Source organism: Leifsonia lichenia, from assembly GCF_054780215.1.
Genome location: NZ_BAAGWT010000009.1, coordinates 449,528 through 471,799, shown reverse-complemented (window position 1 = coordinate 471,799; position 22,272 = coordinate 449,528). Strand labels below are relative to the sequence as shown.

Genomic DNA, 22,272 nt, shown 5'->3' with positions numbered 1-22,272 from the left:
GAACTCCCACGGGTCCGGCCCGTTGAACGTCGTCGCATCCCAGTCGTGCTCGGCCGCGACCAGCAACGCCAGGAACCCACCCAGCGAATGCCCCACCGTCGACACCGACGACCCCGGAAACGAATCACTGACCCGATCGGCGAAGAACTGCGCATCAAGCACCTGCGACATCGGACCCTGCGCACCCCCGACAATCGTCTCGACATCCGCCAAAATATCCGCCCGATGATCCGGATTCGTCCCCGCAAACGCCACAACAATCTGCGACATATCCGGCACACCATCCACCACCGGCACAACCGCCATCGCCTGGAACCCGTTCGCAGGGTGATCCTCGGTATCGATCACGCGGTATTTCTGCGTGTGATCGCCGCTACCGACGCCGAACTCTTCGCCCACAGCCAGCGGAGGGTCCCGAATCAAACGATCCACTCGGTATGCCTCGTTCGCAAGGTCCATGTACTGCTCGGCGGTCGTCACTCGATCACCTCCGACGTTCCATCGCTATAGACCACCGTCAAAGGAAGGTGCGGAGCAGGTGTCGGCGCATCCGGCGGCGTACCGGTGCCGCCCACGAACGCCGGACCGAGGTCAGGGCTGATGATCACGTAGTACTCCCTGCCCTCGATTGTTGCGATCGCGTTCACGCTCCACGACGCACCGAGTCCCCCGCGGCTGCCGTCCTGGGTGAATCGGACCTTTTCGACGTTCGGTTGCCATTGGTCGCGGAAGTAGAGCGCGGACGCTCGCTGCTGGTCCCGAACGGGAGGGTCTGGTGTCATGAGGCGATCTCCAATCAACGAACAAGCCGACAGACCTGCAACCAGAACGACGCCCAGCAGTGCAGCGCTCACCACTCGAACCACACGCACATACGCAGAGTCGTCAATCGAGCGGGTCGTCCCGAACGACCGACCCGAGATGACCACGCGTCGTTGAGCGCTCGTCACTCGATCACCTCCGACGTTCCATCGCTATAGACCACCGTCAAAGCAAGGTGCACGGGAGGCGTCGGCGCTTTAGGCGGCCTGCCCGTGCCGCCCACGAACGACGGACCGAGGTCGGGGCTGATAATCACGTAGTACTCACTGCCCTCGACCGTTGCGATCGCGTTCGCCCTCCACGATGCACCGAGCCCCGGTCGGCCGCCCTCCTGAGTGAACCGGACCTTTTCGACGTTCGGTTGGTACTCGTCGCGGAAGTAGAGCGCGGACGCACGCTGCTGGTCCCGAACGGGAGGGTCTGGTGTCATCAGGCGATCTCCAATCAACGAACAAGCCGACAGACCTGCAACCAGAACGACGCCCACCAGGGCAGCGCCCACCACGCGTCCAGCTACTCGCACATCTCCCCTGCTCCCGCCACGCCCGCCGACGAACCCGAACCCACGGCATGACGAACTGATCCCCTCACCAGAAGGCGCACCGTTATATCAAACATGACACTATCAGATACGGTGTCCCGGCCCCCGAGCGCGATGCTGCTCCCGCCACGGATCAGCTCGGGGCCGACGCGCGGGTATCGCCCACGACACGTCCCCCGCGGCCGCGGCCGACTCCCGCGGCTACCGCCATCCCCACTACGCCGCCGAAGACAACGGGAGACCGGCGTGCTCGGCGGCCTTCACGACGAAAGCACGGAGGAAGCTCCGGCCGGGTTCTGGGGACACGCGAGTGCGCTCTTCGTTGGGATCTGCGTGACCGGCAAGCACCGCGGGCCCACGTTGCCATCCGGGACCGACCGCCCACGACCCGGCTAACCGACCCCACTGAGCACTACGCCTGGCGAGCGCTCCCCCGCTGCTCGCCCAGCCCGACCGCGGGAAGCAGCACCCCGTCGATCAGCGAGATGAGGAACTCCCTGTCCACCGGCTTGTGCAGGATGAGCGTGCGGTATGACGCCATCGACGGCGTCACGAGCGAGAGCGTCTCGACATCGCAGTCCGCCGCGATCTCGCCACGCTCGATCGCCCTGCGCATGAAGAACCGGTTGACGGATGCACGGGGCTCGACGATCGCGGCGTTCACCGCCTCCGCGAGGTCGGGGTCCTGCGCGAGCATCGAGATGAGCCCTGCCATCACCCGCAGCTTCTTCTCCGCGTCTTCGAGGCTGTGCGGTTTGATCATCGCGACCATGTCGCCGCGCAGCGTGCCGGTGTCCGGAAGGGTCTCCGGGTCGATGTCGACCTTCTTCATGCAGGCGACGGCCTCGATGACCAGCTCGGCCTTCGACCCCCAACGACGGTAGACCGTGGCCTTCCCCGCTTTGGCCCTGGCGGCGACCATGTCCATGGTCATCCGCTCGTACCCCGTCTCCGCCAGCACGTCGAGGGCGGCGGCCATGATCTCCGGGTCGCGGGTGTGGTCGCGTTTGCGACCCAGTTTCGCGGGCGCCGACCGCGTTTCGTCAACGGTGTCGAGCTGCGTCATTGCGGCTCCCTTCGTGTTGTGGCTGTGCATCCAGACCATTGTAAGGTTAATTTTAGAACTCGGGAGATCCGGAACTCGTTAGTTTCGTATATGCTGACCTCCATGTCGCAGAATCCCCCTCCCGTTTCGACCCGCCGCTGGTGGACGCTCGTCACCGTCGCCCTCGCGCAGCTCATGGTCGTCCTCGACTCCACCGTCGTGAACATCGCCCTCCCGTCGGCACAGGCCGACCTCGGCTTCAGCAACGCCGACCGCCAGTGGATCGTCACCGCGTACTCCCTCGCCTTCGGCAGCCTCCTGCTTTTCGGCGGCAGGCTCTCCGACCTCATCGGCCGCAAACGCGCCTTCATCATCGGCCTCATCGGCTTCGCCGGAGCGTCCGCTCTCGGCGGCGCGGCGGGCACCTTCGGGATGCTCGTGGGAGCCAGGGCCCTGCAGGGCGCGTTCGGCGCCCTCCTCGCCCCGACCGCCCTCGCCGTGCTGACCACGACGTTCACGATCCCCAAGGAGCGAGCGCGCGCCTTCGGCATCTTCGGCGCCATCGCGGGAGCCGGCGGAGCGGTCGGCCTGCTGCTCGGCGGGTTCCTCACCGAGCAGCTCGACTGGCGCTGGAACCTCTACATCAACGTCGTCATCGCGATCGTCGCCGTGATCGGCGCCAGCATCTTCGTCAGCAGCGTCGCCCGCTCCGGCCCGCGGCCGAAGCTCGACGTCCCTGGCACGATCCTCGTCTCCGGCGCGCTGTTCAGCCTCGTCTACGGATTCTCCAACGCGGAGACGGACGGCTGGGACTCGCCGCAGAGCTGGGGCCTGCTGGCCGCGTCGGCCGTGCTGCTGGTCGCGTTCGTGCTCTGGCAGCGCAGGGCGGCGCATCCCCTGCTCCCGCTGTCGATCGTGCTCGACCGCAACCGCGGGGCGTCGTACTCGTCGATCCTGATCGCGGGAGCGGGGATGTTCGGCATCTTCCTCTTCGTCACCTACTACCTGCAGACCACGCTCAAATTCACCCCGATCCAGACCGGGCTCGGCTTCCTGCCGATGATCGTGATGCTGGTGATCGCCGCCCAGCTCTCGACCAACATCTTCGTGCCCAGGTTCGGGCCGAAGGTGATGGTGCCGATCGGCATGAGCATCGCCGCGATCGGGATGGTCTATCTGACCCACCTCGGCGTGACGGCGAACTACGCGAGCGACGTGCTGCCCGCGTTGATGATCCTCGGAACCGGCATGGGCTCGATCATGCCGGCGGCCATCCAGACGGCGACGCTCGGCGTGGACAGGCACTTCGCCGGTGTGGCGTCCGCGATGGTGAACACGAGCCAGCAGGTCGGCGGCTCGATCGGCACAGCTCTGCTCAACACGCTCGCAGCGACGGCGGCCACGAACTACGTTGCATCCCACCTGCCGCCGACCGCGTCCGTCGCCGCAGAGGCCGCGGTGCACAGCTACGCCACCGCGTACTGGTGGGGCGCCGGGTTCTTCGTCTTCGGAGCGATCCTCTCCGGCCTGCTCTACCGCCGCCGCAGCAATGGTGCGTCGCTCGGAAACCCGGGCGGCTCCGTCGCCGCGGATGCGCAGGAGCCGAACGAACCGGTCATCGCACACTGAGCCCATCCGGCCCAGCGGTCGTCGCCCGCCTCACGGCCGCGACGGCCGCTGGGTCGATAGGCCTCTACTCCAGGATGTCGGCAGAGCGCTGCGCGAACGCGGACTCGTAGAGGCACACGCTCGCTGCGGTGGCCAGGTTCATCGACTCGGCGCGACCGTAGATCGGCACGGTCACGACGCGGTCGACCAGGTGCAACTGGTCGTCGTCCAGGCCGCGCGCCTCGTTCCCGAACACCCACGCGGTCGGCTCGGCGAGCTGCCCGTCCGTGCGCGCCGCGAGGAGGTCTTCGCCCTTGATGTCGGCGGCAAGCACCTGCAGGCCGGCGCTGTGGGCGCGCTGCACAACGTCGTCCAGGCTGGCGCCGACGGCGACAGGGACGTGGAAGAGGGAGCCCGTGGTCGAGCGGACCACCTTCGGGTTGTAGAGGTCGACGGTGCGCCCGGTGAGCACGACCGCGTCCGCTCCCGCGGAGTCGGCCGCGCGGATGATCGTGCCGGCGTTGCCAGGATCGCGCACCTCCTCGAGGATCGCGACCAGCCTGGGCCCGTCGGCGAAGATGTCCTTTACCGAGGTGGGGAACTGGCGGCACACGGCGACGAAGCCCTGCGGCGTGACCGTGTCGGCCATCGCATCCAGCACCTGCTCGGTGACGAACTCGACATCGACGCCGGCGTCGACGGCCGTCTGGGCGATGTCGCTGTACCGTTCGAGCGCTGTCGGCGTCGCGTACAGCTCGACCACGAGCTCCGGGCGGAACGACAGCGCCTCGGCCACCGCCTGTGGTCCTTCGAGGAGGAACAGGCCTGTCTCGGCCCTGGCGGCGCGCTTCGCGAGTTTGGCAACGGCCCGAACGCGCGGTGAGCGCGGGTTGTCAAGCATGTCCCCAGCTTAGGGCCCGTCCCCGCATCATCGAGCCCGAAGTCGTTCGGGTGACACGATCGCGCTGAAAACGCGAGAACCCGGTCGACGCGGAGGTCGACCGGGTTCTGACGGTGGTGTGTGCGGGTTACGCAGCAGCCTTCGGCGCCGAGGTGTCGGCGGGGAGGGCCTTCTTGGCGGTCTGCACCAGAGCCGCGAAGGTGGCGGGCTCGTTGACGGCCAGCTCGGCGAGGATGCGGCGGTCGACCTCGACGCCCGCGAGACCCAGACCCTGGATCAGACGGTTGTAGGTGAGACCGTTGGCACGGCTCGCGGCGTTGATGCGCTGGATCCACAGACGACGGAAGTCGCCCTTGCGCGCACGGCGGTCACGGTAGCTGTAGACCAGCGAGTGAGTGACCTGCTCCTTGGCCTTGCGGTAGAGGCGCGAACGCTGTCCGCGGTAGCCCTCGGCACGCTCGAGGATGACCCGACGCTTCTTGTGAGCGTTGACCGCCCTTTTTACTCTTGCCATGTCTTCTTTACTTCCTTAAAAGTCGGGTGGGGTTACTTGCCGAGCATCCGGCGGACGACCTTGGCATCCACCTCGGGAACGACCTGCTCCTGGTTGAGGCGACGCTTGCGGTCGCTGGACTTGACCTCCAGGTTGTGGCGCATCCCGGCCTGCTGCTTCATGACCTTGCCGCTGCCGGTGATCTTGAAGCGCTTCTTGGCCCCGGAGTGGGTCTTCTGCTTGGGCATTATTTCTCCTCGTTCGTCGCCTCGGCGGGCGAACTCTCTTCGGACTGAGCAGAGTCGTCTGCGTCAGCAACCGCCTCGGTGTCGCGGCCCTGGGCCCGCGCCTTCGTGGCGGCACGTTGTGCGTTGGCCTCGGCCTTGGCCTCTGACTTGTTCTTCAGAGGGCCGATGACCATGACCATGTTTCGACCGTCGATGGTCGGGTTGGATTCCACCGAGCCGAACTCGGCGACATCTTCTGCGAAACGCTGGAGGAGGCGGACGCCCTGGTCGGGACGCGACTGCTCGCGACCCCGGAAGAGGATCATCGCCTTCACCTTGTCGCCGGCCTTCAGGAAGCCTTCGGCGCGCTTGCGCTTCGTCTCGTAGTCGTGCTTGTCGATCTTGAGGCGGAACCGCACCTCTTTGAGGATGGTGTTCGCCTGGTTGCGCCTGGCCTCCTTGGCCTTCTGCGCAGCCTCGTACTTGAACTTGCCGTAGTCCATGATCTTCGCGACAGGCGGCTTGGAGTTGGGAGCAACCTCAACCAGATCCAGGTCTGCTTCCTGCGCGAGTCGGAGGGCGACCTCGATTTTGACGACGCCGACCTGCTCACCGCTGGGGCCGACAAGTCGAACTTCGGGGACGCGGATACGGTCATTGGTACGGGGATCGCTGATGCTTTTCTCCTCTGATCAAGCGATACTTCGCGGCCGCGATCTCGTCGGGTGACGACACCGGCGAAAGAGGATTTTCCACGCACCAACGCATTCCTGCGATTTCTCGCAGGCCTGGTACAGCACCCTGTCTACCCCCGCGCTTGCGCGCGTTGGCGGAGTGCAACAACCCGGTAACCTAGTGAAGCGGTCAAGCGCGGGTGGGAGGAATCTCCACTTTCGTACCGAGACAGAAGTCCCGGAGCCCGAACGATTCTAACAGAGGAAAGCAGTGAGCGACACATCCCACGTCTTCGATGATTCCGACGACGTCAGCGCGGCCACCCGCGACATCTCCGAAGTCCCCGCCGTCGAGGTCATCACGACCACCGCGGTGCACCTGATGAGCGCCGCTGCGGTCAAGTGCGGACTCGCCGACGACCCGGATGCGCAGACCGACCTCGACGAGGCCCGCAAGCTCATCGACGCCCTCGCCGGCCTGGTCACCGCGAGCGCAGCGCACCTCGGCGACCAGCACGCCCGCAGCCTCCGCGACGGTCTGCGCTCCCTGCAGCTCGCCTTCCGCGAGGCGTCCCCCATCCCCGACGAGCTCGGCAAGGGCCCCGGCGAGAAGTACACCGGCCCCGTCAACTAGCAATCGAGCCCCGGCTTTTTCACCGCAAACCGCGTTCTTAAGGCGATTAAGCCTGGGCTCGATTGCTACGGGATGCGCGTGAGAGCGTCGGCGACCGCGGCGGCGGTGCGCGCCGCCTCTGCACGGTCGGTGAGCCAGTTGCTCACCGAGAAGCGCAGCACGTCGCGCCCATGCCAGCGCGACGGCGATCCGAACGCGACGCCGCCCCGCGCCAGCTCGGCGGTCACGGCGCGCGTGCGCTCGTCGCTGCCGAACGTCGCGCACACCTGCGTGAACACCACATCGTTCAGGATGCGCACCTCCGGCAGCTCGGAGAGCCGCGCCCGCAGCTCGTCGGCCGCGTCCGCCAGCCGCTCCACCAGGTCGGCGACTCCGTGCCGACCGAGCTGGGCCAGCGCCGCGTAAGCCGGCACGCCGCGGGCGCGCCTGGACAGCTCTGGCACCCGGTCGTTCGGGTCGGAGCCCTCCGCCGACGCCGTCAGGTACGCGGCGTGCTGAGCGAACGACGCGTGCAGCAACCCGGGATGCGCGACGACGGCGATGCCGCAGTCGTACGGGACGTTGAGCGTCTTGTGCGCATCCGTCGCCCACGAGTCGGCCGCCTCCATCCCCTCGGTCAGGTGGCGAAGCCGCGGCGATGCGGCGGCCCACAGCCCGAACGCCCCGTCAATGTGCACCCACGCGCCTGCGGCGTGCGCGACCTCCACCGCGTCGGCGATGGGGTCGAACGCACCGGAGTGGACGTTCCCCGCCTGCAGGCAGACGATGGTCGGTCCGCTGCCCGCCGCGAGCGTCTCGCGCAGCGCATCCACGCGCATCGTGCCCTCGTCGTCGGCGTCGACGAGCCGAGCGGCGCCGAGCCCGGCGAACCGGCCGGCCTCGTCGAGCGAGCCGTGCCGCTCCGCCCCGGCGATGAATCGCACACGCGGACCGCCCGCGAGGCCGTCAGCCGCGACGTCCCAGCCCGCCGTGCGCAGCACGTGGTCGCGCGCCGTGACGATTCCGACGAAGTTCGCCATCGTCGCGCCGGTCACGAAACCGGCCTCGGCGGTGGGCGGGAGGCCGAGCAGGTCGACGATCCACTCCCCCGCCAGCTCTTCCGCAGCGACCACCCCCGGCGTCACTGTCCGCAGCGTCGCGTTCTGATCCCAGGCCGACACCAGCCAGTCCGCGGCGAGCGCGACGGGTTGGGCGCCCCCGATCACCCAGCCGTGGAAGCGCGGCGAGTGCATCCGGAGCAGGCCGGGCTCGATGGCCTCGCCCATCCTGCGCAGCACCGCGGTCGCGTCGTCTCCGCGCTCCGGGATGCTCCTGCCGAGCGCGTCCTTGACCTGGTCGATAGTGGCGGTGGCGGGGATGCTGCCCTCGCGGACGCCGTCGAGCCATCGCTCGGCGAGCCGCGACGCTTCGCCGAGGGCTGGACCGAACGAGTCGTCCGCGCTCACGCCGGTCATCGTACGCCGGTCACCACACGGGCGGGTAGCGCAGCTGCCAGCGCACCTTCCGTTCGAGCTGGGCGGCGAGCGACAGCAGGGTGCGCTCCCCGCCTGGGCGGCCGATGAGCTGCACCCCCATCGGCAGGCCGTCGTCGGTCTGCATGTTGGGCAGCACGATCGCCGGGAGTCCGGAGACGTTGAGCATCGAGGTGAACGGCGTGTACTGCACCTGCTGCTCGAAGTTCCGTTCGCCGTCCTCCTGGTCGTACCAGCCGACGGGGCGCGGGGTCATGGCCATCGCCGGGGTGAGCACGGCGTCGAACGACGAGAGCTGACGGATGAGGGAGCGCTCGTACGCGGTGAGCGCGGAGAGCGCCTCGCTCAGCTCCCTGGCGCTGATCGCCCTCCCCTTGCCGAGCAGCCACCTCGTGAGGGGTTCGAGCAGGTTCTCCGCTTCGCCCTCCGCGGGGATGCGCGCCGCACCTGCCTGCCAGATCGTGCGGAACGCGGGTGCGTAGGTCGGGTCGGGCACGAGCGCGGTCTCCTCCATTCCGTGGCCCATCGCGGTGAACCCATCCACTGCCGCGTCCAGGGCGGCCCTCGCCTCCCGTGCGATGACGATCTCGTATGCGTCGTCCCAGGCAGAGGTCGTCATGACGCCGAGCTGGAAGCGGCCCTCACCGCGCACGGCCGTGCCGAGGAAGGGGCCGTCGTCGTCGTACGGAGCGCGCAGCGTGTAGTGGTGGTCGATGCGGCCGTCGCTCTTCGCGATCATCCCGTCGAGGAGGAGGGCGGCGTCTGCCGTGGTGCGCGCGAGCGGCCCGTCGACCACCAGGCCCGCGAGCGAGTCGATGCCGCTGCCTGCCGGCACGAGGCCGCGGGTCGGCTTGAGGCCGACCAGGCCGCACGCTGCGGCGGGGATGCGCACGGAACCGCCGCCGTCCGACCCTGGCGCGAACGGGAGCATCCCGCTGGCGACCGCGACGGCCGCTCCTCCGCTCGAACCGCCGGAGCCGAGCGACGGGTCCCAGGGGTTCCTGGCGGGAGGGGCCGCCAGCGACTCCGTGTATGCGGGGAGCCCGAACTCGGGGGCGTTGGTCTTGCCGAGGCTGACGGCGCCCGCCGCATCCAGGGTCTCGACGATCTCGTCGGAGGTGTCTGGGACGAAATCGGCCATCAGCCGCGAGCCGAACCCGGTGCGCACGCCTGCGCGTATCCACAGGTCTTTGTCGCCGGAGGGCAGGCCCCACAGCGGCGCGGTCTTCGGCACCTCGGCGGAGAGCCGGTCGGCGCGCGCCAGCGCCTTCTCCCTGGTGACCGTGACGAACGCGCCGAGCTGCGGGTTGAGCCTGTCGATGCGGTCGAGGTAGTGGGAGGCGAGTTCCCTGGGTGAGATCCGGCCTGTCTGCAGTTCCTGCCAGAGGGCGAGAGCGGTGAGCTCGTGGAGTTCGGCCATGCTCCGAGGCTAGCCCCGCCGATCGTTCGCGGAGAAATGTCTTGACAGATCGCGGACTACCTGGTTGGTTAGTTACATGAGTAACTAACCCATGAGGTTAGAGAGCCGGAGGTACGCATGATCGAAGAGGGAAAGCCGATCTTCGTTCAGATCGCCGAACAGATCGAGAACGACATCATCGACGGCGTGTACCCCCCAGAGACCCAGGTGCCGTCGACCAACGAGTTCGCGGCCTTCTACCGCATCAACCCCGCTACAGCAGGAAAAGGCGTCAACATCCTGGTGGACGACGGGATTCTCTACAAGAAGAGAGGAATCGGCATGTTCGTTGCCGACGGCGCCCGCGAGCGCCTCATGGCCAAGCGGCGCGACGCGTTCCGCGACGAATACCTCCGCCCCCTGCTCGCCGAAGCGGCGAAGCTCGGGATCGGCCCCCAGCAGCTCACCGAAATGATCACCACGGAAGGAGTCAGCGCATGACCGCCACAGCGACACCCACCTCGATCGCGCCTGCCGTCCACGTCGACGGCCTCACCAAGCGCTTCGGATCGTTCACCGCGATCGACGACGTCAGCTTCACCGTCAAACCGAACAAGATCTACGGACTCCTCGGCCGCAACGGCGCAGGAAAGACCACGATCATGCAACTCCTCACCGGCCAGGTCTTCGCCACAGCCGGAGACGTCCAGGTGTTCGGAGAGAGCCCCGTGGAGAACGCCCGCGTGCTGCAGAACCTCTGCTTCATCAAGGAGAGCCAGCGCTACCCGGACGACTTCCAGCCGAAGCACGTCTTCCGCAGCGCACCCTGGTTCTTCGAGAACTGGGATGCGGAGTTCGCCGAGCACTTGATCGCCGACTTCCGCCTCCCGGTCGACCGGCGCATCAAGAAGCTCTCCCGCGGCCAGCTCTCGGCCGTCGGAGTGATCGTCGGCCTCGCATCCCGCGCCCCGCTGACCTTCTTCGACGAGCCATACCTCGGATTGGATGCGGTCGCCAGGCAGATCTTCTACGACCGCCTCCTGGAGGACTACGCGGAACATCCCCGCACCGTCATCCTCTCCACCCACCTCATCGACGAGGTCGCCAACCTGCTCGAGCACGTCATCGTGATCGACCAGGGCCGCATCCTGATCGACGAGGACGCGGAGGAGATGCGCGGCTCGGCGACCACCGTCGTCGGGCAGCGCGGAGCGGTCGAGCAGTTCGTCACCGGCCGCGACGTCATCCACCGCGACGGTGTCGGCGGCCTCGCCTCCGTCACGGTGTCCGGCCTGTCGCAGGGCGACAGAGCACAGGCCGTGGCGGCCGGGCTCGAACTCAGCCCGGTCTCCCTCCAGCAACTCATCGTCCGCAAGACCAACGTCCGAGCGACAGAATTCGAGCAGAGCGCATGACCGCCATCACGCCGGAGGCCGTCAACCTCCGCACAACGCCAGCGTCCGCCCACCGCATCTGGCGGGTGGTGCGGCTGAACCTCGTCAACAAATGGACCACCATCTGGGTGCCGATGATGATCATGGGCTTCATCTGGCTGGTGAACTACCTGATCTGGTGGATCATCTGGGCGGCGACCGCCCCCGCAGACCGTGCCCACGCCTTCGAGGGCACCCAGTGGAGCGGCGGAGGGTTCTACATCTTCGTCTACATGCTGGTGGTCGGCATCCAGGTGATCTCGATGACCTTCCCGTTCGCGCTCGGCTACAGCGTCACCAGACGCGACTTCTACCTCGGCTCAGCACTCACCTTCGTGATGCTCGCTGCCGGGTACGCCATCGGATTCACGATCCTGTCCGCGCTGGAGGAGGCGACGGGCGGCTGGGGACTCGGCGGCCACCTGTTCACGTCGATCTACTTCGGCGGCGGCGGCATCTTGGCCCGGCTGTTCATCGTGTTCGTGGCGATGCTGTTCTTCTTCTTCGTCGGCTCGGTCAGCGGCACGCTCTACATGCGCTGGCGGATGAACGGCGTGCTCGTCGCGGGAGCTGTGCTCGTGCTCCTCATCGTCGGCGCTGTCGCCCTGATCACGTTCACGTCGAGCTGGCCGGCGGTGGGCGCGTGGTTCGCGACCATGGGGCCGGTCGGAGTGGTGGCGTGGCTGCTGGTACCGACAGCACTGGCGGCGGTCAGCGGCTACTTCGTGATCAGCAGGGCGACGCCGAAGAGCTGACGCCCGCCGCGTCGCCTGCCCCTGTCGCGGCCCCTGTCAGGCGCGGTCGCCGAGTTCCTGGAACACGGTGAGCTGCAGCCCGGCAGGGGCCGCGAGCCGTGCGTTGAGAGAGTTCCACGGGGTGCGGGTGGGCGGCGCGATCAGCTCGGCGCCCGCATCCACCAGCTCGGCGGTGACCGCGGCACTGTCGTCCACCTCGAACGCCAACCGGATGCGCGGGGCGACCTGCCTGCCCACCTCGACGTCGTCGATCATCGCCTTCTGGGCGGGGTTCGCGATCTCCAGGGTGGCGCGGCCCGCATCCAGGATGGCCACCTCCGCTCCCCCGTCGCCGGAGTACGACTCCTGCTCGTCGAGCCCGAGCGCGTCACGGAAGAACGCGAGGGCTTCGTCGTAGTCCTCCGCCTCGACCACGATCCTGAGCTGGCGCACCCTGCGGGTGCCCTCGCCCGGCGTCTGGTGCGTGGGCTGCTGCCGGTCCCGGCTGTGATCCTGGTCCATCGTGTCGTCCTCCCGCTAGTTTGTGTACTGACCGGCATCCCGCCGTCTGACAGGAGCAACCAGCAGTGCTCGGCTACCTCTTCCTCGGCATCGCCATCGCGACCGAAGTGATCGCGACCACTTTCCTCAAATTCACCTCGGGAGACAACCCCAAATGGTGGGCGTACGCGATCGTGGTGGTCGGCTACGTCGCCTCGTTCGCCGCTCTGTCCCTCTCGCTCGGCCGCGGAGTGCCGCTCGGCATCGCGTACGCGATCTGGTCGGCGGTCGGCGTCGTGGCGATCGTGATCATCTCGTGGGTGTTCTTCAGAGAGTCGCTGACCTGGGTGCAGATCGCGGGCATCGTCCTCGTCATCGGCGGCGTGGGGCTCCTGGAGCTGGGCGGGGCTAAAACCGCCGCGTGACGCGGTCGCGATGCCTCGATCACGATCCACTCTGACTTCGTCGGCGCCCGGACAAGAGCAGCGCGACCTGCCGACGGCGTCGCGGAACCACGAGCATCCACAGCAGCGTCACGGCGCCCACCGCCAGGGCGAGCATCGCCACGCAACTGATGGTCAGCATGACGACATCCAAGGGCGTCGGTATCAGCGGGTTGTCCACGGTCGCTCCTCACGGTAAAGGCATCCCTCATGATTGTTGGCGTTGCCGGCATTGTCAACTACTTAAATTGACATTCTGCATTTGCACGCGTCAAATTTATCCTGCACGATGATCTCGACGCGCCTCCGCGTGAATATCAATGTCGATAGGAGAACAATCCATGAAGAGGTCCCTGACTGCCACCGCCTGCGGAATCGTCCTTGCATCCGTCGTCACGGCGGCCCCTGCTCTCGCCTCCGACCACACCCCCGCTCTTGCTGACGAGTTCGCAGCGACACTTGCTGCGGACGCCGCTCACGGCGACGTCGCTGCACGCGATGCCCTACGCGCGTTCAACGCCATGTCAGTCTCCGAGACGCGTGAACTCGAGCGGGCGCTCGGGTCGCTCGCCGATGGCGTGGACCCCACCTCCATTGCCGGGGTCGATGTCGCGGAGGAAACTGGCTCGACACCAACCCATTCCCTTTCGCGGGCGGGTGGCGCGTCCTGGTCGGCATGGTGTTCGCAGCGCGCCAGCGTGCTCGGCGTCGTCGTCACGGAAACACGAGTCGATGGCGATTTCGACACGAACGGCGGCCGGGTCACGGGCATCCGGAATCAGCGAGCGCGCGTGGTGACCAACTTCCAGCCACTCACGAATGTGAGCTTCGGCGAGATCCGCAAGGAGACAGGCTCCGTCGGAACGGTTCGCGCCCTTGTCCGTGTGGACAGAGGTCCGCTCTATGGCATCGGAAGCCAGACCGAGAACTGGCAGGCTCTCGCAGTGAACGGCTACGGCAGCGTCACATCCTGCCGTTGGGGCTACTGAGGCTAAAACCGCCGCGTGAACGGCAGCGGCTTGCGCATCCGGATCAGCAGCAGCAGCGGAACCAGCACATACGGGCCGTTGTAGAGCAGGAACATGATCGGCTGCGGGGTGCGCTGGGCTGCGTCGCCGAAGAACTCGACGCCGAAGATCGGGATGCCCGTGAGGCTGATGATCATCGTGGCGTAGATCACCGCGTAGAGCTGGATCCAGTTGTAGCCCTTCGACAGGCAGATCACGAGCAGCACGTAGAACGGCAGGTAGATGAACGCCGAGGTGCCCGTGATGAAGCGCAGCCAGATCGGCGGGTTCTGGTAGAGCGGGTCGTACTGCGACGAGTACGTGTAGTTCCACTGCGCGAACAGGTTCGTGGTGGTGGACGTCTGCGGGATGCCGAGCGTCGGGATGGCGTCGCTGATGATGCACGTCACGATGAACAGCGAGAACATCACGATGAAGAAGATGTCGACAGGGCGTTTGCGCAGCGGCAGGTTCGCGGGCGTCGCGGGGGCGGCGGAGGCGACGCGGCCGTTGTCCGGAGTCACGGTGGTCACGAACGCCACCTTAGTCACGTGTCACGGTGAGCAGCGCGAGGCGACGGATCGCGCCGCCCTGCGTGTCACGTCGTACCGAGGTTGGCGATGACCTGCTTCGCGAGCGCGGCGAGCTGGTCGTGCGTCGGAGCGGCCTGACCCTCGCCGGGCACCGCTCGCAACTGCAGCCATCCGGAGTCGGCGACCACGTTCAGGTCTCCGTTCGGCGCCCAGAATGCTGCGTCGCCCACGCCGGGCTGCTCCACAGCGTCGCTGCCGCGCAGGTGCTCCAGGTAGGTCGCCCCGCCGGGGAGCACCCCGATCGTGAAGCTCGTTCCTCCATCGTCTTCCACCAGGCCGCACCAGAAGGCTCCGACCTGATGGGCCACGTCGAACAGGGACGACGAATACTCGCCATCGTCCGACTTCGCCGCGTGGGTGGGGCCGACACCGGTCGTCGCCGTCACCTGCTCAGCCGTCACGATGCCGTCGCAGTCTCGCGCTCCGCGGAGCGCGGGCGCGGGCGGTTGCCAGACCGGAGCGGGCGCCGCCAGCGCGTACACCACCCCGTACGTCTGCGCGAGCATCGCTGCGACCGCCTGGCGTGTGTCGTCAGCGAGCGTGCTCCCGCCGGCGTACACCGTGCCGATGATGCCGTAGTGCGGAAGCAGGGCGTGGAAGCCGCAGACGACCGCGGGATCGCCCGCGCAGTACGTGTACGCGTCCGGACCGACGGAGGATGGCGTGTCACCCGACGCGACGGACTCGCCGGTGCGGAACGCCTCGAATCCTGCCCTGGTCGCATCGGGGACGACGGAGATCCGCACCGCTGGCCCGGCGTCGGTGTTGGGATCGGTCGTCGCCCACTCGCAGGTGAGCACCCCCATCCGCTGATTGCCATAGCCGGGCGGGTTGGGCGTCACCGCCGGCGATGAGGTCGGCAGGTGCGTTCCGGCCGCCTGGTCGACAAGCGCCTGCGATGCGAGTGCGTCGCAACTCGTGGGCACGCGGACACTGGGCGCGGCAGCCTGCGTCGCGGTCGCGGTCGGGGTCGGGGTCGACGTTGCCGGTGCGGACGTCGGCGACGGTGCAGCGGGAGCGCCCCCAGCGCATCCCGACAGTGCCGAAACCAGCGCGGTGGCGGCCAACGCCGCGACGAATGCAGACGACTTCCTCATATATTCCCCCCGGAGCATGTCAGCGCGACACCGCGCGTGCGCTCAGCGTACAACGCCCAGCGGTGCCGCGATCCGGGGGATGCGAAACCGTTACTTCAGCGACCGCTGCATCAGCACCGTGCCGAGCCAGCGGTCGAACTTGTAGCCGACCCTGCCCATCCGGCCGATCTCGGTGAAGCCGAAGTTCTCGTGCATTTTGATCGACGCCTCGGCGCCCTTGTCGGCGATGACAGCGATCATCTCCTTGAGGCCCGCCTCCTTGGACTTGTCGATGAGGGCCTGCATCAGCACGGGGCCGAGACCCTTACCGGTGGATGCGGCACCCAGGTAGATCGAGTTCTCCACCGTGAACCGGTACGCCCGCTTCTGCTTCCACGGCGAGACGAGGGCATAGCCGAGGATCTGCCCGCTCGGCGACACGGCGACGATGAACGGCATGTTCAGCTTGTGCAGGTAGGCGAACTTGCTCTTCCACTCGCGCAGCGTCATCGCGTCCTCGTCGAACGTGACCGTGCTGTTCGCGACATAGTGGTTGTAGATCTCGCGCACCCAGGGCAGGTCAGCGGGGACCGCATCCCGGATCGCGTACTCGAACGGCGCCTCGGCGGGCTCCGTCTTCCTCAGGTGCCGGGGCAGCTCCCTGCGCGGCTGGTATTCCTCTTCAAGCACGGAGCAAGCCTACGCGCCCGCCCGTTTCGCGGAGGTTACGGCTCGAGCGACCAGTCGACAGGCTGCACGCCGCGCTGCCGCAGCTCCTCGTTGGCGCGGGAGAACGGCTTCGACCCGAAGAAGCCACGGGATGCCGACAGCGGGCTCGGATGCGCGGACTCGATCGACGGGTTGCCGCCCAGCAGGGGTTTCAGCGTTGACGCATCCCTTCCCCAGAGGATCGACACGAACGGCGTCCCCCGCTCCACCAGGCACCGGATGGCGTGCTCGGTGACCGCCTCCCAGCCCGTGCCGCGGTGCGATGCCGGCTCGCCGGGGCGCACGGTGAGCACGCGGTTGAGCAGCATGACGCCGTGGCGCGACCACGCGCTCAGATCCCCGTGCGGTGGCGGTGTGGCGCCGAGATCGTCGCGGAGCTCGCGGTAGATGTTCTGCAGGCTGCGCGGCACGGGGCGCACGTGGCGCTCGACGGCGAACGACAGTCCGATCGGGTGCCCTGGCGTCGGATACGGGTCCTGTCCGACGATCAGCACCCGCACGTCCGCCAGTGGAGCGTGGAAGGCGCGCAGCACGTTCTCGCCGGCGGGAAGGTACGGGCGGCCGGCCGAGACCTCCTCGCGCAGGAACTCGCCCATGGCGGCGATCCGGTCGGCGACGGGTTGCAGCGCTGCGGCCCAGCCGGGGTCCATCGACCCGTCGGCTGCCAGCTCGGCGAGAGACTTCGGCACGTCGATCCCGGATGCGCGGTTCAGGCGCCGGCCGTCACGGGAGGAAGCGCAGACCACGGGAACGTGATCCACCGGTCGGTGCGGCGCCAGACGAAGTCGGGCTCGAGCGCGGTGCGCGGCTTGGAGTACAGGCAGACGGTGCGCACGTCGGCGCCAGAGGCGGCGATCAGGTCCACGACCATCGCCAGGGTGCGCCCGGAGTCGGAGACGTCGTCGACGAGCAGGACGCGCTTGGCGTTCAGGGCGCTCTGGTCGAGCATCGGAGGGAGCACGACGGGTTCGGGCAGACGCTCGTCGACCCCGGTGTAGAACTCCACGTTGAGCGCGCCGCAGGACTTGATGCCGAGCGCGTACGACATCGCTCCGGCGAGCAGCAGGCCGCCGCGCGCGATGGCGACCACCAGATCGGGCTCGAAGCCGGACTCTACGACCTCCCCGGCGAGATGCCTGGCGGCTTCACCGAATTCGAGCCAGCCGAGAACCTCCCGCTCCGTCTCCTGGAGAACGGCTGATCCTGAGTCGTCGAGTTCGCCTGCCATCCTCCTACCGTACCGGCCGCGCCACCTCGCCGCGAGACGCCGGTGGCGGCACGCGCACGCTGCGGTTTCGCGGCTGTTGCGTCCATCTCGCCGGCCGGCTGTTAGCATCCAGAAATGGAGTCAGGGAGGACACGGTCCAGGGTCGCGCTCGGCGTGACGGCGGGGCTGATCGGGTGGCTGGCATTCGTCGAGGTGACGAGCGGGATTCTGCAGGGATACTACGTCCCGCTGATCTCCGACATCGTCAAGCACCTGGGCATCCACGACGCCGACTACAACTGGTTCGAGGCCGCGCAGTTGCTGCTGTCCGCGCTGGTGGTTCCCGTGCTCGCAAAGCTCGGCGACATGTTCGGGCACAAGCGCATCCTGTTGATCGCCACCGTTCTGACGGCCCTGGCGACCTGGGCGCTCGCCTTCTCCAGCAACTTCACCACGTTCCTCATCGCCTTCGCACTGCAGGGCTTCTACGTCGTGTGGCTTCCGCTGGAGGTCGCGCTGATCTTCGACCGCGGACGCCGGACGGGCACGGCGGCGTCGCAGACCCGCAAGGCCGCCGGCCTGCTGGTCGTCGCACTGGAGGCGGGCGCGATCGTCGGCGCGATCGGCGCCGGGCTGCTGTTCGAAGCGCTCGGCAGTAACGTCACGCTCACCCTCATCGTCCCGGCCATCGCCGTCACCCTGGTCTTCTTCGCCATCCTGTTCGGCGTGCCGGAGTCGGAGCCCGTTCCTGGGCGCCGATTGGATGCGGTGGGCTTCACGATCCTGACGCTCGGCCTCCTGCTCATCACCTCCGGCCTCACCTTCCTGCGCATCAACGGCGTCGGCACCTGGTGGGTGTGGGCGCTGATCGTGGTCGGCATCCTCACGTTCATCCCGTTCGGCCGCTGGGAGCTGAAGCAGGACGACCCCGCCATCGACCTGCGCGTGCTGCGCCGCCCGAACATGTGGCCTGTTCAGCTCACGGCCGGGCTGATCGGCATCAGCCTCCTCGGCGCGCAGGCACCGCTCAGCACGTTCGCCGGAACGGATCCTGTCAACGGGTACGGCCTGGGGCTGTCCGCCGGGCAGCGGAGCATCCTGATCGGGGCGTACCTCATCTCGATGATCGTCGGCGCCGTGCTCTTCCCCGTCGTCTCCTCCTGGCTGAGCCCACGGGTCACCCTCATCGTCGCGGCGTTCCTGGTGGGCATCGGCTACCTGCTGTTCCTGCCGTTCCACTTCGAGACCTGGCAGGTCTTCACCAACATGGCGATCGCCGGCATCGGCTCTGGCGCGCTCGTCGGGGCGCTCCCGGCCGCGGCCGCAGCAGCGGCGCCGCGCGGGCAGACGGGCATCGCCACCGCGCTCACCAACACCACGAAGACCATCGGAGGCTCGTTCGCGTCAGCCGTGTTCGGCGTCGTGCTGCTCACCGGCGCGGCCACCGTCACCGCGACGGCCGCCAGCCTGTTCGGATACATGCTCGTGTGGACGATCTGCGGAGTCGGCGCCATCGTCGCGGCCGTGCTGCTCTTCTTCGTCCCCAAGCTCGCCTTCGCAGACACGGAGGCGGAGGCGGCGCCGGAGACGATAGCCGCGGAGTCCCCGGTGGTCTGACATGGATGCGCGCCTCCCCCGTGCCGTCTCGGATGCCCTCACCGGCTTCCTCCTCGAACAGGCGCGGATCGCACCTGGCCTGGTGAGCCGGGCGATCGTCACAGGCTCGGCCGTCACCGACGACTGGCATGACGGGGTGAGCGACATCGACGTGGTTTTCGTCGTCACCCACGACCCGCTGGCCGAGCTGGAACTGCTCGCGGGCCTGCACGCCGCATCCCAGCCGCACATCGACGGCGTCTATCTCACCGAGACCGAGATCGCGCGCGGACCGGATGCGCTGCAGACCGCCCCGCAGGTGATCGAAGGCGTGCTCGTGTCCGCGCAGCCCGGGGCGCAGCTCTCCCGGGTGACCTGGCGCGAACTCGAATCCGGTGTGCAGGGCGTTCCCGACGGCGGCGACGTGATCTGGTCCCCTGTCGCCGACCGGCATCCGGATGCGGCGGCCGGAGCCGTGGCGTTCTCGCGCGCCAACCTCGTGGAGTACTGGGAGCCGTTCGGCGAGCGGGTGGTCGCCGAGCTGACCGGCCGCGCACCGGACGGTCCCGTACGGTCGGAGACCGTGCGCTGGGTGGCGCTCGGGCCAGCCCGCCTGGTCGCCACGGTGGAGACGGGAGCGATCATCTCCAAATCGGAGGCCGCGGCCTTCGCCGCCGGCCGCTGGCCGGAGCACGCCGACCTGCTCCGTCGAGCCGTGCTCGACCGCGCTGGCGACCGCCAGCGCTTTGTCGTGGCCGACGCCCTCCAGGCCGTCGACCTGTTGCGCGCCTGCGTCGCCGTCGGTCGCCCCTGACGCCTCCCCCCGTCACGCACAAAACGAGTGGTCCCGAATCGCCGTGCGCGGAAAATCCGCGCGGCAATTCGGGACCACTCGTTCAGGGGTTAGGCGCGCGCGGCCTCCACGACCGAGCGTGCCGCCGTGAGACCGGCCGTCAGGTCGGCCTTCAGGTCGTCGATGTTCTCGAGGCCGACCGAGAGACGCACCAGGCCGGGCGTGACGCCGGCGGTGAGCTGCTGCTCCGGCGTGAGCTGCGAGTGCGTGGTCGACGCCGGGTGGATGACGAGGCTGCGCACGTCGCCGATGTTGGCGAGGTGGCTGAACAGGGCGAGGTTGTCGACGAGGGCGCGGCCGGCATCCACACCTCCCTTGAGCTCGAAGGACAGGACGGCGCCGACGCCCTTGGGGGCGTACTTGTTGGCCGCCGCGTACCAGGGGCTGGTGGGCAGGCCCGAGTAGTTGACGCTGGCGACGTCCGGGTGGTTCTCGAGGAACTCGGCGATCTCCTGCGCGTTCTGCACGTGACGCTCGACGCGCAGCGAGAGCGTCTCGATGCCCTGGATGAGCTGCCAGGCGCTCGCGGGCGCGATGGCGGAACCGAGGTCGCGGAGCAACTGCACGCGCGCCTTGATGATGTACGCGAGACCATCGCCGACCGCCGCCGTGTAGCTGGCGCCGTGGTACGACGGGTCGGGCTCGGTGAGGCCGGGGAACTTCTCGACGTTCTTCGACCACTCGAACTTTCCGCCGTCGACGACCACGCCGCCGATCACCGTGCCGTGACCGCCGAGGAACTTGGTGGCCGAGTGCACGACGATGTCTGCGCCGAACTCGAACGGGCGGATGAGGTACGGGGTCGCGATCGTGTTGTCGACGATCAGCGGCACGCCGGCCTCGTGGGCGACGTCGGCGACGAGCGCGATGTCGAGGATGTTGATCTTCGGGTTTCCGATGGTCTCGGCGAAGAAGAGCTTGGTGTTCGGGCGGACAGCCCGACGCCACTCGTCCGCGTCGTCCTGGTTCTCGACGAACGTGGTCTCGATGCCGAGCTTGGCGAGCGTGTACTTGAAGAGGTTGTACGTTCCGCCGTATATCGAGCTGGAGGAGACGATGTGGTCGCCCGCCTGGGCGATGTTGAGCACGGCGAAGGTCTCCGCAGCCTGGCCGGACGCGACGAGCAGGGCGCCGGTTCCGCCTTCGAGGGCCGCGACGCGCTCTTCGACGACGGCCTGCGTCGGGTTCTGGATGCGCGTGTAGATGTTGCCGAACTCGGCGAGCGCGAACAGGTTCTTCGCGTGCTCCGCGTTGTTGAACACGTACGACGTGGTCTGGTAGATCGGCGTCGCCCGGGCATTGGTCACCGGGTCGGGTGCAGCTCCGGTGTGGATCTGCTTGGTCTCGAACTGCCAGTCGGCGGCGTCGGTCATGGCTCACTCCTTCGGGTGGATGCGTGTCGAGCGGTCTCCCACCGCCGTTACAAGCAGGCTAGACGCGCCGGGTGTCACGGGCAACGCGCGCGCAACATGCCGTAATGCCGTAATCCGTGAAGAATAGGCGCATGAGCGTGAGACGGGTCGTCGTGACGGGTGCGAGTTCTGGGATCGGGGCCGCCGCCGTGCGGTTGTTCCGATCACACGGCTGGGAGGTGGTCGGGGTGGCGCGTCGCGCCGACAGGCTGGCCGACCTCGCCGAGGAGACGGGAGCCGGCGTCTTCGCCGCCGACCTCACCAAGCAGGAGGACGTGGATGCGCTGCGTGCGCACCTGGAGGCGACCGGCCCCATCCACGCTCTCGTCAACAATGCGGGCGGCGCGCTCGGCCTCGACTCGGTGGAGAAGTCGAGCATCGACGACTGGGTGTGGATGTACGAGATCAACGTGATCGCGACCAAGCGCGTCATCAGCGCACTCCTGCCCCTGCTGCGGTCCGGTGCCGCGGAGTCCGGCCACGCCGACATCCTGAACATCACCTCGATCGCCGGGCACACCGCGTACGTGGGCGGTGGCGGCTACAACGCGGCCAAATTCGCCGAGCACGCTCTCACCGAGGTGCTGCGGCTGGAATTGAACGGCGAGCCCATCCGGGTGATCGAGGTCGCGCCGGGAATGGTCGCGACCGAGGAGTTCTCGCTTGTCAGATTCGGCGGCGACAAGGAGAAGCGGGATGCGGTCTACCAGGACGTCCCAGAACCGCTGACAGCGGAGGACGTCGCAGCGACCATCGTGGATGCGCTGGAGCGGCCCCGCCACGTCGACCTCGATCTGATCGTGATCAAGCCGGTCGCGCAGGCGGCGCCGTACCGGTTCCACAAGGGCGAGCTGCGGGTGAGCGGCGACTGA

General features: G+C 67.8%; 27 protein-coding genes and 1 pseudogene. 10 read left to right on the top strand and 18 right to left on the bottom strand.

Translation table 11 applies throughout. The features are described from left to right. From ACYVGI_RS17245 to ACYVGI_RS17230, 4 genes and pseudogenes are all read right to left on the bottom strand, one after another. A pseudogene (locus ACYVGI_RS17245) lies at positions 1 to 480 on the bottom strand (hypothetical protein); the annotation flags it as partial. Continuing rightward, positions 477 to 782, bottom strand: a complete 306-nt coding sequence (locus ACYVGI_RS17240; protein ID WP_460633804.1) for a hypothetical protein — start codon at positions 780 to 782, stop codon at positions 477 to 479. The pseudogene ACYVGI_RS17245 and the gene ACYVGI_RS17240, both read right to left, overlap by 4 nt. A 164-nt stretch (positions 783 to 946) precedes the next feature. Next, positions 947 to 1,252: a hypothetical protein gene (locus ACYVGI_RS17235; RefSeq protein WP_460633803.1), complete on the bottom strand. Its 306-nt coding sequence runs from the start codon at positions 1,250 to 1,252 to the stop codon at positions 947 to 949. 523 nt (positions 1,253 to 1,775) lie between these two features. Continuing rightward, positions 1,776 to 2,459 carry a TetR/AcrR family transcriptional regulator gene (locus tag ACYVGI_RS17230; protein ID WP_460633802.1) on the bottom strand — a complete coding sequence of 228 codons (684 nt, stop codon included), beginning with the start codon at positions 2,457 to 2,459 and terminating at the stop codon, positions 1,776 to 1,778. Between the two features lie 72 nt (positions 2,460 to 2,531). Here ACYVGI_RS17230 and ACYVGI_RS17225 point away from each other — a divergent pair, with 72 nt between their 5' ends. Continuing rightward, the gene (locus tag ACYVGI_RS17225; protein ID WP_460633801.1) at positions 2,532 to 4,037 is read left to right on the top strand and encodes an MFS transporter; all 1,506 of its coding nucleotides are present in this window, start codon (positions 2,532 to 2,534) and stop codon (positions 4,035 to 4,037) included. A 64-nt stretch (positions 4,038 to 4,101) separates the two neighbouring features. Here ACYVGI_RS17225 and ACYVGI_RS17220 read toward each other — a convergent pair whose 3' ends face one another. The 4 genes from ACYVGI_RS17220 to infC form a co-directional block, all read right to left on the bottom strand. Then, a complete protein-coding gene (locus ACYVGI_RS17220) occupies positions 4,102 to 4,917 on the bottom strand; it encodes a TrmH family RNA methyltransferase (protein WP_460633800.1) in 816 nt (271 codons plus the stop codon). A 127-nt stretch (positions 4,918 to 5,044) separates the two neighbouring features. Continuing rightward, the gene (gene rplT, locus ACYVGI_RS17215) at positions 5,045 to 5,431 is read right to left on the bottom strand and encodes a 50S ribosomal protein L20 (protein ID WP_055891081.1); all 387 of its coding nucleotides are present in this window, start codon (positions 5,429 to 5,431) and stop codon (positions 5,045 to 5,047) included. Positions 5,432 to 5,463: 32 nt separating this feature from the next. Next, positions 5,464 to 5,658 (bottom strand): 50S ribosomal protein L35, encoded by a 195-nt coding sequence (rpmI, locus tag ACYVGI_RS17210; protein WP_460633799.1) that lies wholly within the window; start codon positions 5,656 to 5,658, stop codon positions 5,464 to 5,466. Next, complete coding sequence (gene infC, locus ACYVGI_RS17205) at positions 5,658 to 6,314, bottom strand: translation initiation factor IF-3 (RefSeq protein WP_085369999.1); 657 nt, start codon at positions 6,312 to 6,314, stop codon at positions 5,658 to 5,660. The genes rpmI and infC overlap by 1 nt, the downstream gene beginning before the upstream one ends. Before the next feature lie 268 nt (positions 6,315 to 6,582). Here infC and ACYVGI_RS17200 point away from each other — a divergent pair, with 268 nt between their 5' ends. Beyond that, positions 6,583 to 6,945 carry a DUF1844 domain-containing protein gene (locus ACYVGI_RS17200; protein ID WP_055891069.1) on the top strand — a complete coding sequence of 121 codons (363 nt, stop codon included), beginning with the start codon at positions 6,583 to 6,585 and terminating at the stop codon, positions 6,943 to 6,945. Between the two features lie 65 nt (positions 6,946 to 7,010). Here ACYVGI_RS17200 and ACYVGI_RS17195 read toward each other — a convergent pair whose 3' ends face one another. Together ACYVGI_RS17195 and ACYVGI_RS17190 are read right to left on the bottom strand one after the other, a co-directional pair. Beyond that, the gene (locus ACYVGI_RS17195) at positions 7,011 to 8,399 is read right to left on the bottom strand and encodes a pyridoxal phosphate-dependent decarboxylase family protein (protein ID WP_460633798.1); all 1,389 of its coding nucleotides are present in this window, start codon (positions 8,397 to 8,399) and stop codon (positions 7,011 to 7,013) included. 10 nt (positions 8,400 to 8,409) lie between these two features. Further along, a complete protein-coding gene (locus ACYVGI_RS17190) occupies positions 8,410 to 9,837 on the bottom strand; it encodes an amidase (RefSeq protein WP_460633797.1) in 1,428 nt (475 codons plus the stop codon). 117 nt (positions 9,838 to 9,954) lie between these two features. Between ACYVGI_RS17190 and ACYVGI_RS17185 the strand changes: the two genes are divergently transcribed. Genes ACYVGI_RS17185 through ACYVGI_RS17175 form a run of 3 tightly spaced genes read left to right on the top strand, consistent with a single transcriptional unit; the run spans position 9,955 to position 12,004 of the window. Further along, entirely contained in the window at positions 9,955 to 10,317 is a 363-nt protein-coding gene (locus ACYVGI_RS17185) for a GntR family transcriptional regulator (protein WP_055891057.1), read from the top strand. After that, a complete protein-coding gene (locus ACYVGI_RS17180) occupies positions 10,314 to 11,231 on the top strand; it encodes an ABC transporter ATP-binding protein (RefSeq protein WP_460633796.1) in 918 nt (305 codons plus the stop codon). The genes ACYVGI_RS17185 and ACYVGI_RS17180 overlap by 4 nt, the downstream gene beginning before the upstream one ends. Then, positions 11,228 to 12,004, top strand: a complete 777-nt coding sequence (locus ACYVGI_RS17175; protein ID WP_460633795.1) for a hypothetical protein — start codon at positions 11,228 to 11,230, stop codon at positions 12,002 to 12,004. The genes ACYVGI_RS17180 and ACYVGI_RS17175 overlap by 4 nt, the downstream gene beginning before the upstream one ends. Before the next feature lie 36 nt (positions 12,005 to 12,040). Here ACYVGI_RS17175 and ACYVGI_RS17170 read toward each other — a convergent pair whose 3' ends face one another. Next, the gene (locus ACYVGI_RS17170) at positions 12,041 to 12,505 is read right to left on the bottom strand and encodes a VOC family protein (RefSeq protein ID WP_460633794.1); all 465 of its coding nucleotides are present in this window, start codon (positions 12,503 to 12,505) and stop codon (positions 12,041 to 12,043) included. A gap of 65 nt (positions 12,506 to 12,570) precedes the next feature. Here ACYVGI_RS17170 and ACYVGI_RS17165 point away from each other — a divergent pair, with 65 nt between their 5' ends. Next, entirely contained in the window at positions 12,571 to 12,909 is a 339-nt protein-coding gene (locus tag ACYVGI_RS17165) for a DMT family transporter (protein WP_460633793.1), read from the top strand. A gap of 19 nt (positions 12,910 to 12,928) precedes the next feature. On the opposite strand, the gene ACYVGI_RS17160 is transcribed toward ACYVGI_RS17165, so the two are convergent. Continuing rightward, positions 12,929 to 13,108, bottom strand: a complete 180-nt coding sequence (locus ACYVGI_RS17160; protein WP_460633792.1) for a hypothetical protein — start codon at positions 13,106 to 13,108, stop codon at positions 12,929 to 12,931. Positions 13,109 to 13,268: 160 nt separating this feature from the next. On the opposite strand from ACYVGI_RS17160, the gene ACYVGI_RS17155 reads away from it, so the two are divergent. After that, on the top strand, positions 13,269 to 13,916 hold the full coding sequence (locus ACYVGI_RS17155) for a hypothetical protein (RefSeq protein ID WP_460633791.1): 648 nt from the start codon (positions 13,269 to 13,271) through the stop codon (positions 13,914 to 13,916). A gap of 2 nt (positions 13,917 to 13,918) precedes the next feature. Here ACYVGI_RS17155 and ACYVGI_RS17150 read toward each other — a convergent pair whose 3' ends face one another. From ACYVGI_RS17150 to ACYVGI_RS17130, 5 genes are all read right to left on the bottom strand, one after another. Next, positions 13,919 to 14,467, bottom strand: a complete 549-nt coding sequence (locus tag ACYVGI_RS17150; RefSeq protein ID WP_055891647.1) for a DUF2781 domain-containing protein — start codon at positions 14,465 to 14,467, stop codon at positions 13,919 to 13,921. Positions 14,468 to 14,532: 65 nt separating this feature from the next. Further along, positions 14,533 to 15,453 (bottom strand): hypothetical protein, encoded by a 921-nt coding sequence (locus tag ACYVGI_RS17145; RefSeq protein ID WP_460633790.1) that lies wholly within the window; start codon positions 15,451 to 15,453, stop codon positions 14,533 to 14,535. A 261-nt stretch (positions 15,454 to 15,714) separates the two neighbouring features. Next, positions 15,715 to 16,293 (bottom strand): GNAT family N-acetyltransferase, encoded by a 579-nt coding sequence (locus ACYVGI_RS17140; RefSeq protein ID WP_460633789.1) that lies wholly within the window; start codon positions 16,291 to 16,293, stop codon positions 15,715 to 15,717. Positions 16,294 to 16,328: 35 nt separating this feature from the next. After that, complete coding sequence (locus ACYVGI_RS17135; protein ID WP_460633819.1) at positions 16,329 to 16,982, bottom strand: uracil-DNA glycosylase; 654 nt, start codon at positions 16,980 to 16,982, stop codon at positions 16,329 to 16,331. Positions 16,983 to 17,041: 59 nt separating this feature from the next. Next, complete coding sequence (locus ACYVGI_RS17130; RefSeq protein WP_055891645.1) at positions 17,042 to 17,560, bottom strand: phosphoribosyltransferase; 519 nt, start codon at positions 17,558 to 17,560, stop codon at positions 17,042 to 17,044. A gap of 114 nt (positions 17,561 to 17,674) precedes the next feature. Between ACYVGI_RS17130 and ACYVGI_RS17125 the strand changes: the two genes are divergently transcribed. Beyond that, the gene (locus ACYVGI_RS17125; protein ID WP_460633788.1) at positions 17,675 to 19,156 is read left to right on the top strand and encodes an MFS transporter; all 1,482 of its coding nucleotides are present in this window, start codon (positions 17,675 to 17,677) and stop codon (positions 19,154 to 19,156) included. A 1-nt stretch (position 19,157) separates the two neighbouring features. After that, a complete protein-coding gene (locus ACYVGI_RS17120; protein ID WP_460633787.1) occupies positions 19,158 to 19,949 on the top strand; it encodes an aminoglycoside adenylyltransferase domain-containing protein in 792 nt (263 codons plus the stop codon). A gap of 89 nt (positions 19,950 to 20,038) precedes the next feature. Here ACYVGI_RS17120 and ACYVGI_RS17115 read toward each other — a convergent pair whose 3' ends face one another. Then, positions 20,039 to 21,361 (bottom strand): bifunctional o-acetylhomoserine/o-acetylserine sulfhydrylase, encoded by a 1,323-nt coding sequence (locus ACYVGI_RS17115; protein ID WP_055891026.1) that lies wholly within the window; start codon positions 21,359 to 21,361, stop codon positions 20,039 to 20,041. A 131-nt stretch (positions 21,362 to 21,492) separates the two neighbouring features. Here ACYVGI_RS17115 and ACYVGI_RS17110 point away from each other — a divergent pair, with 131 nt between their 5' ends. After that, the gene (locus tag ACYVGI_RS17110; protein WP_460633786.1) at positions 21,493 to 22,272 is read left to right on the top strand and encodes an SDR family oxidoreductase; all 780 of its coding nucleotides are present in this window, start codon (positions 21,493 to 21,495) and stop codon (positions 22,270 to 22,272) included.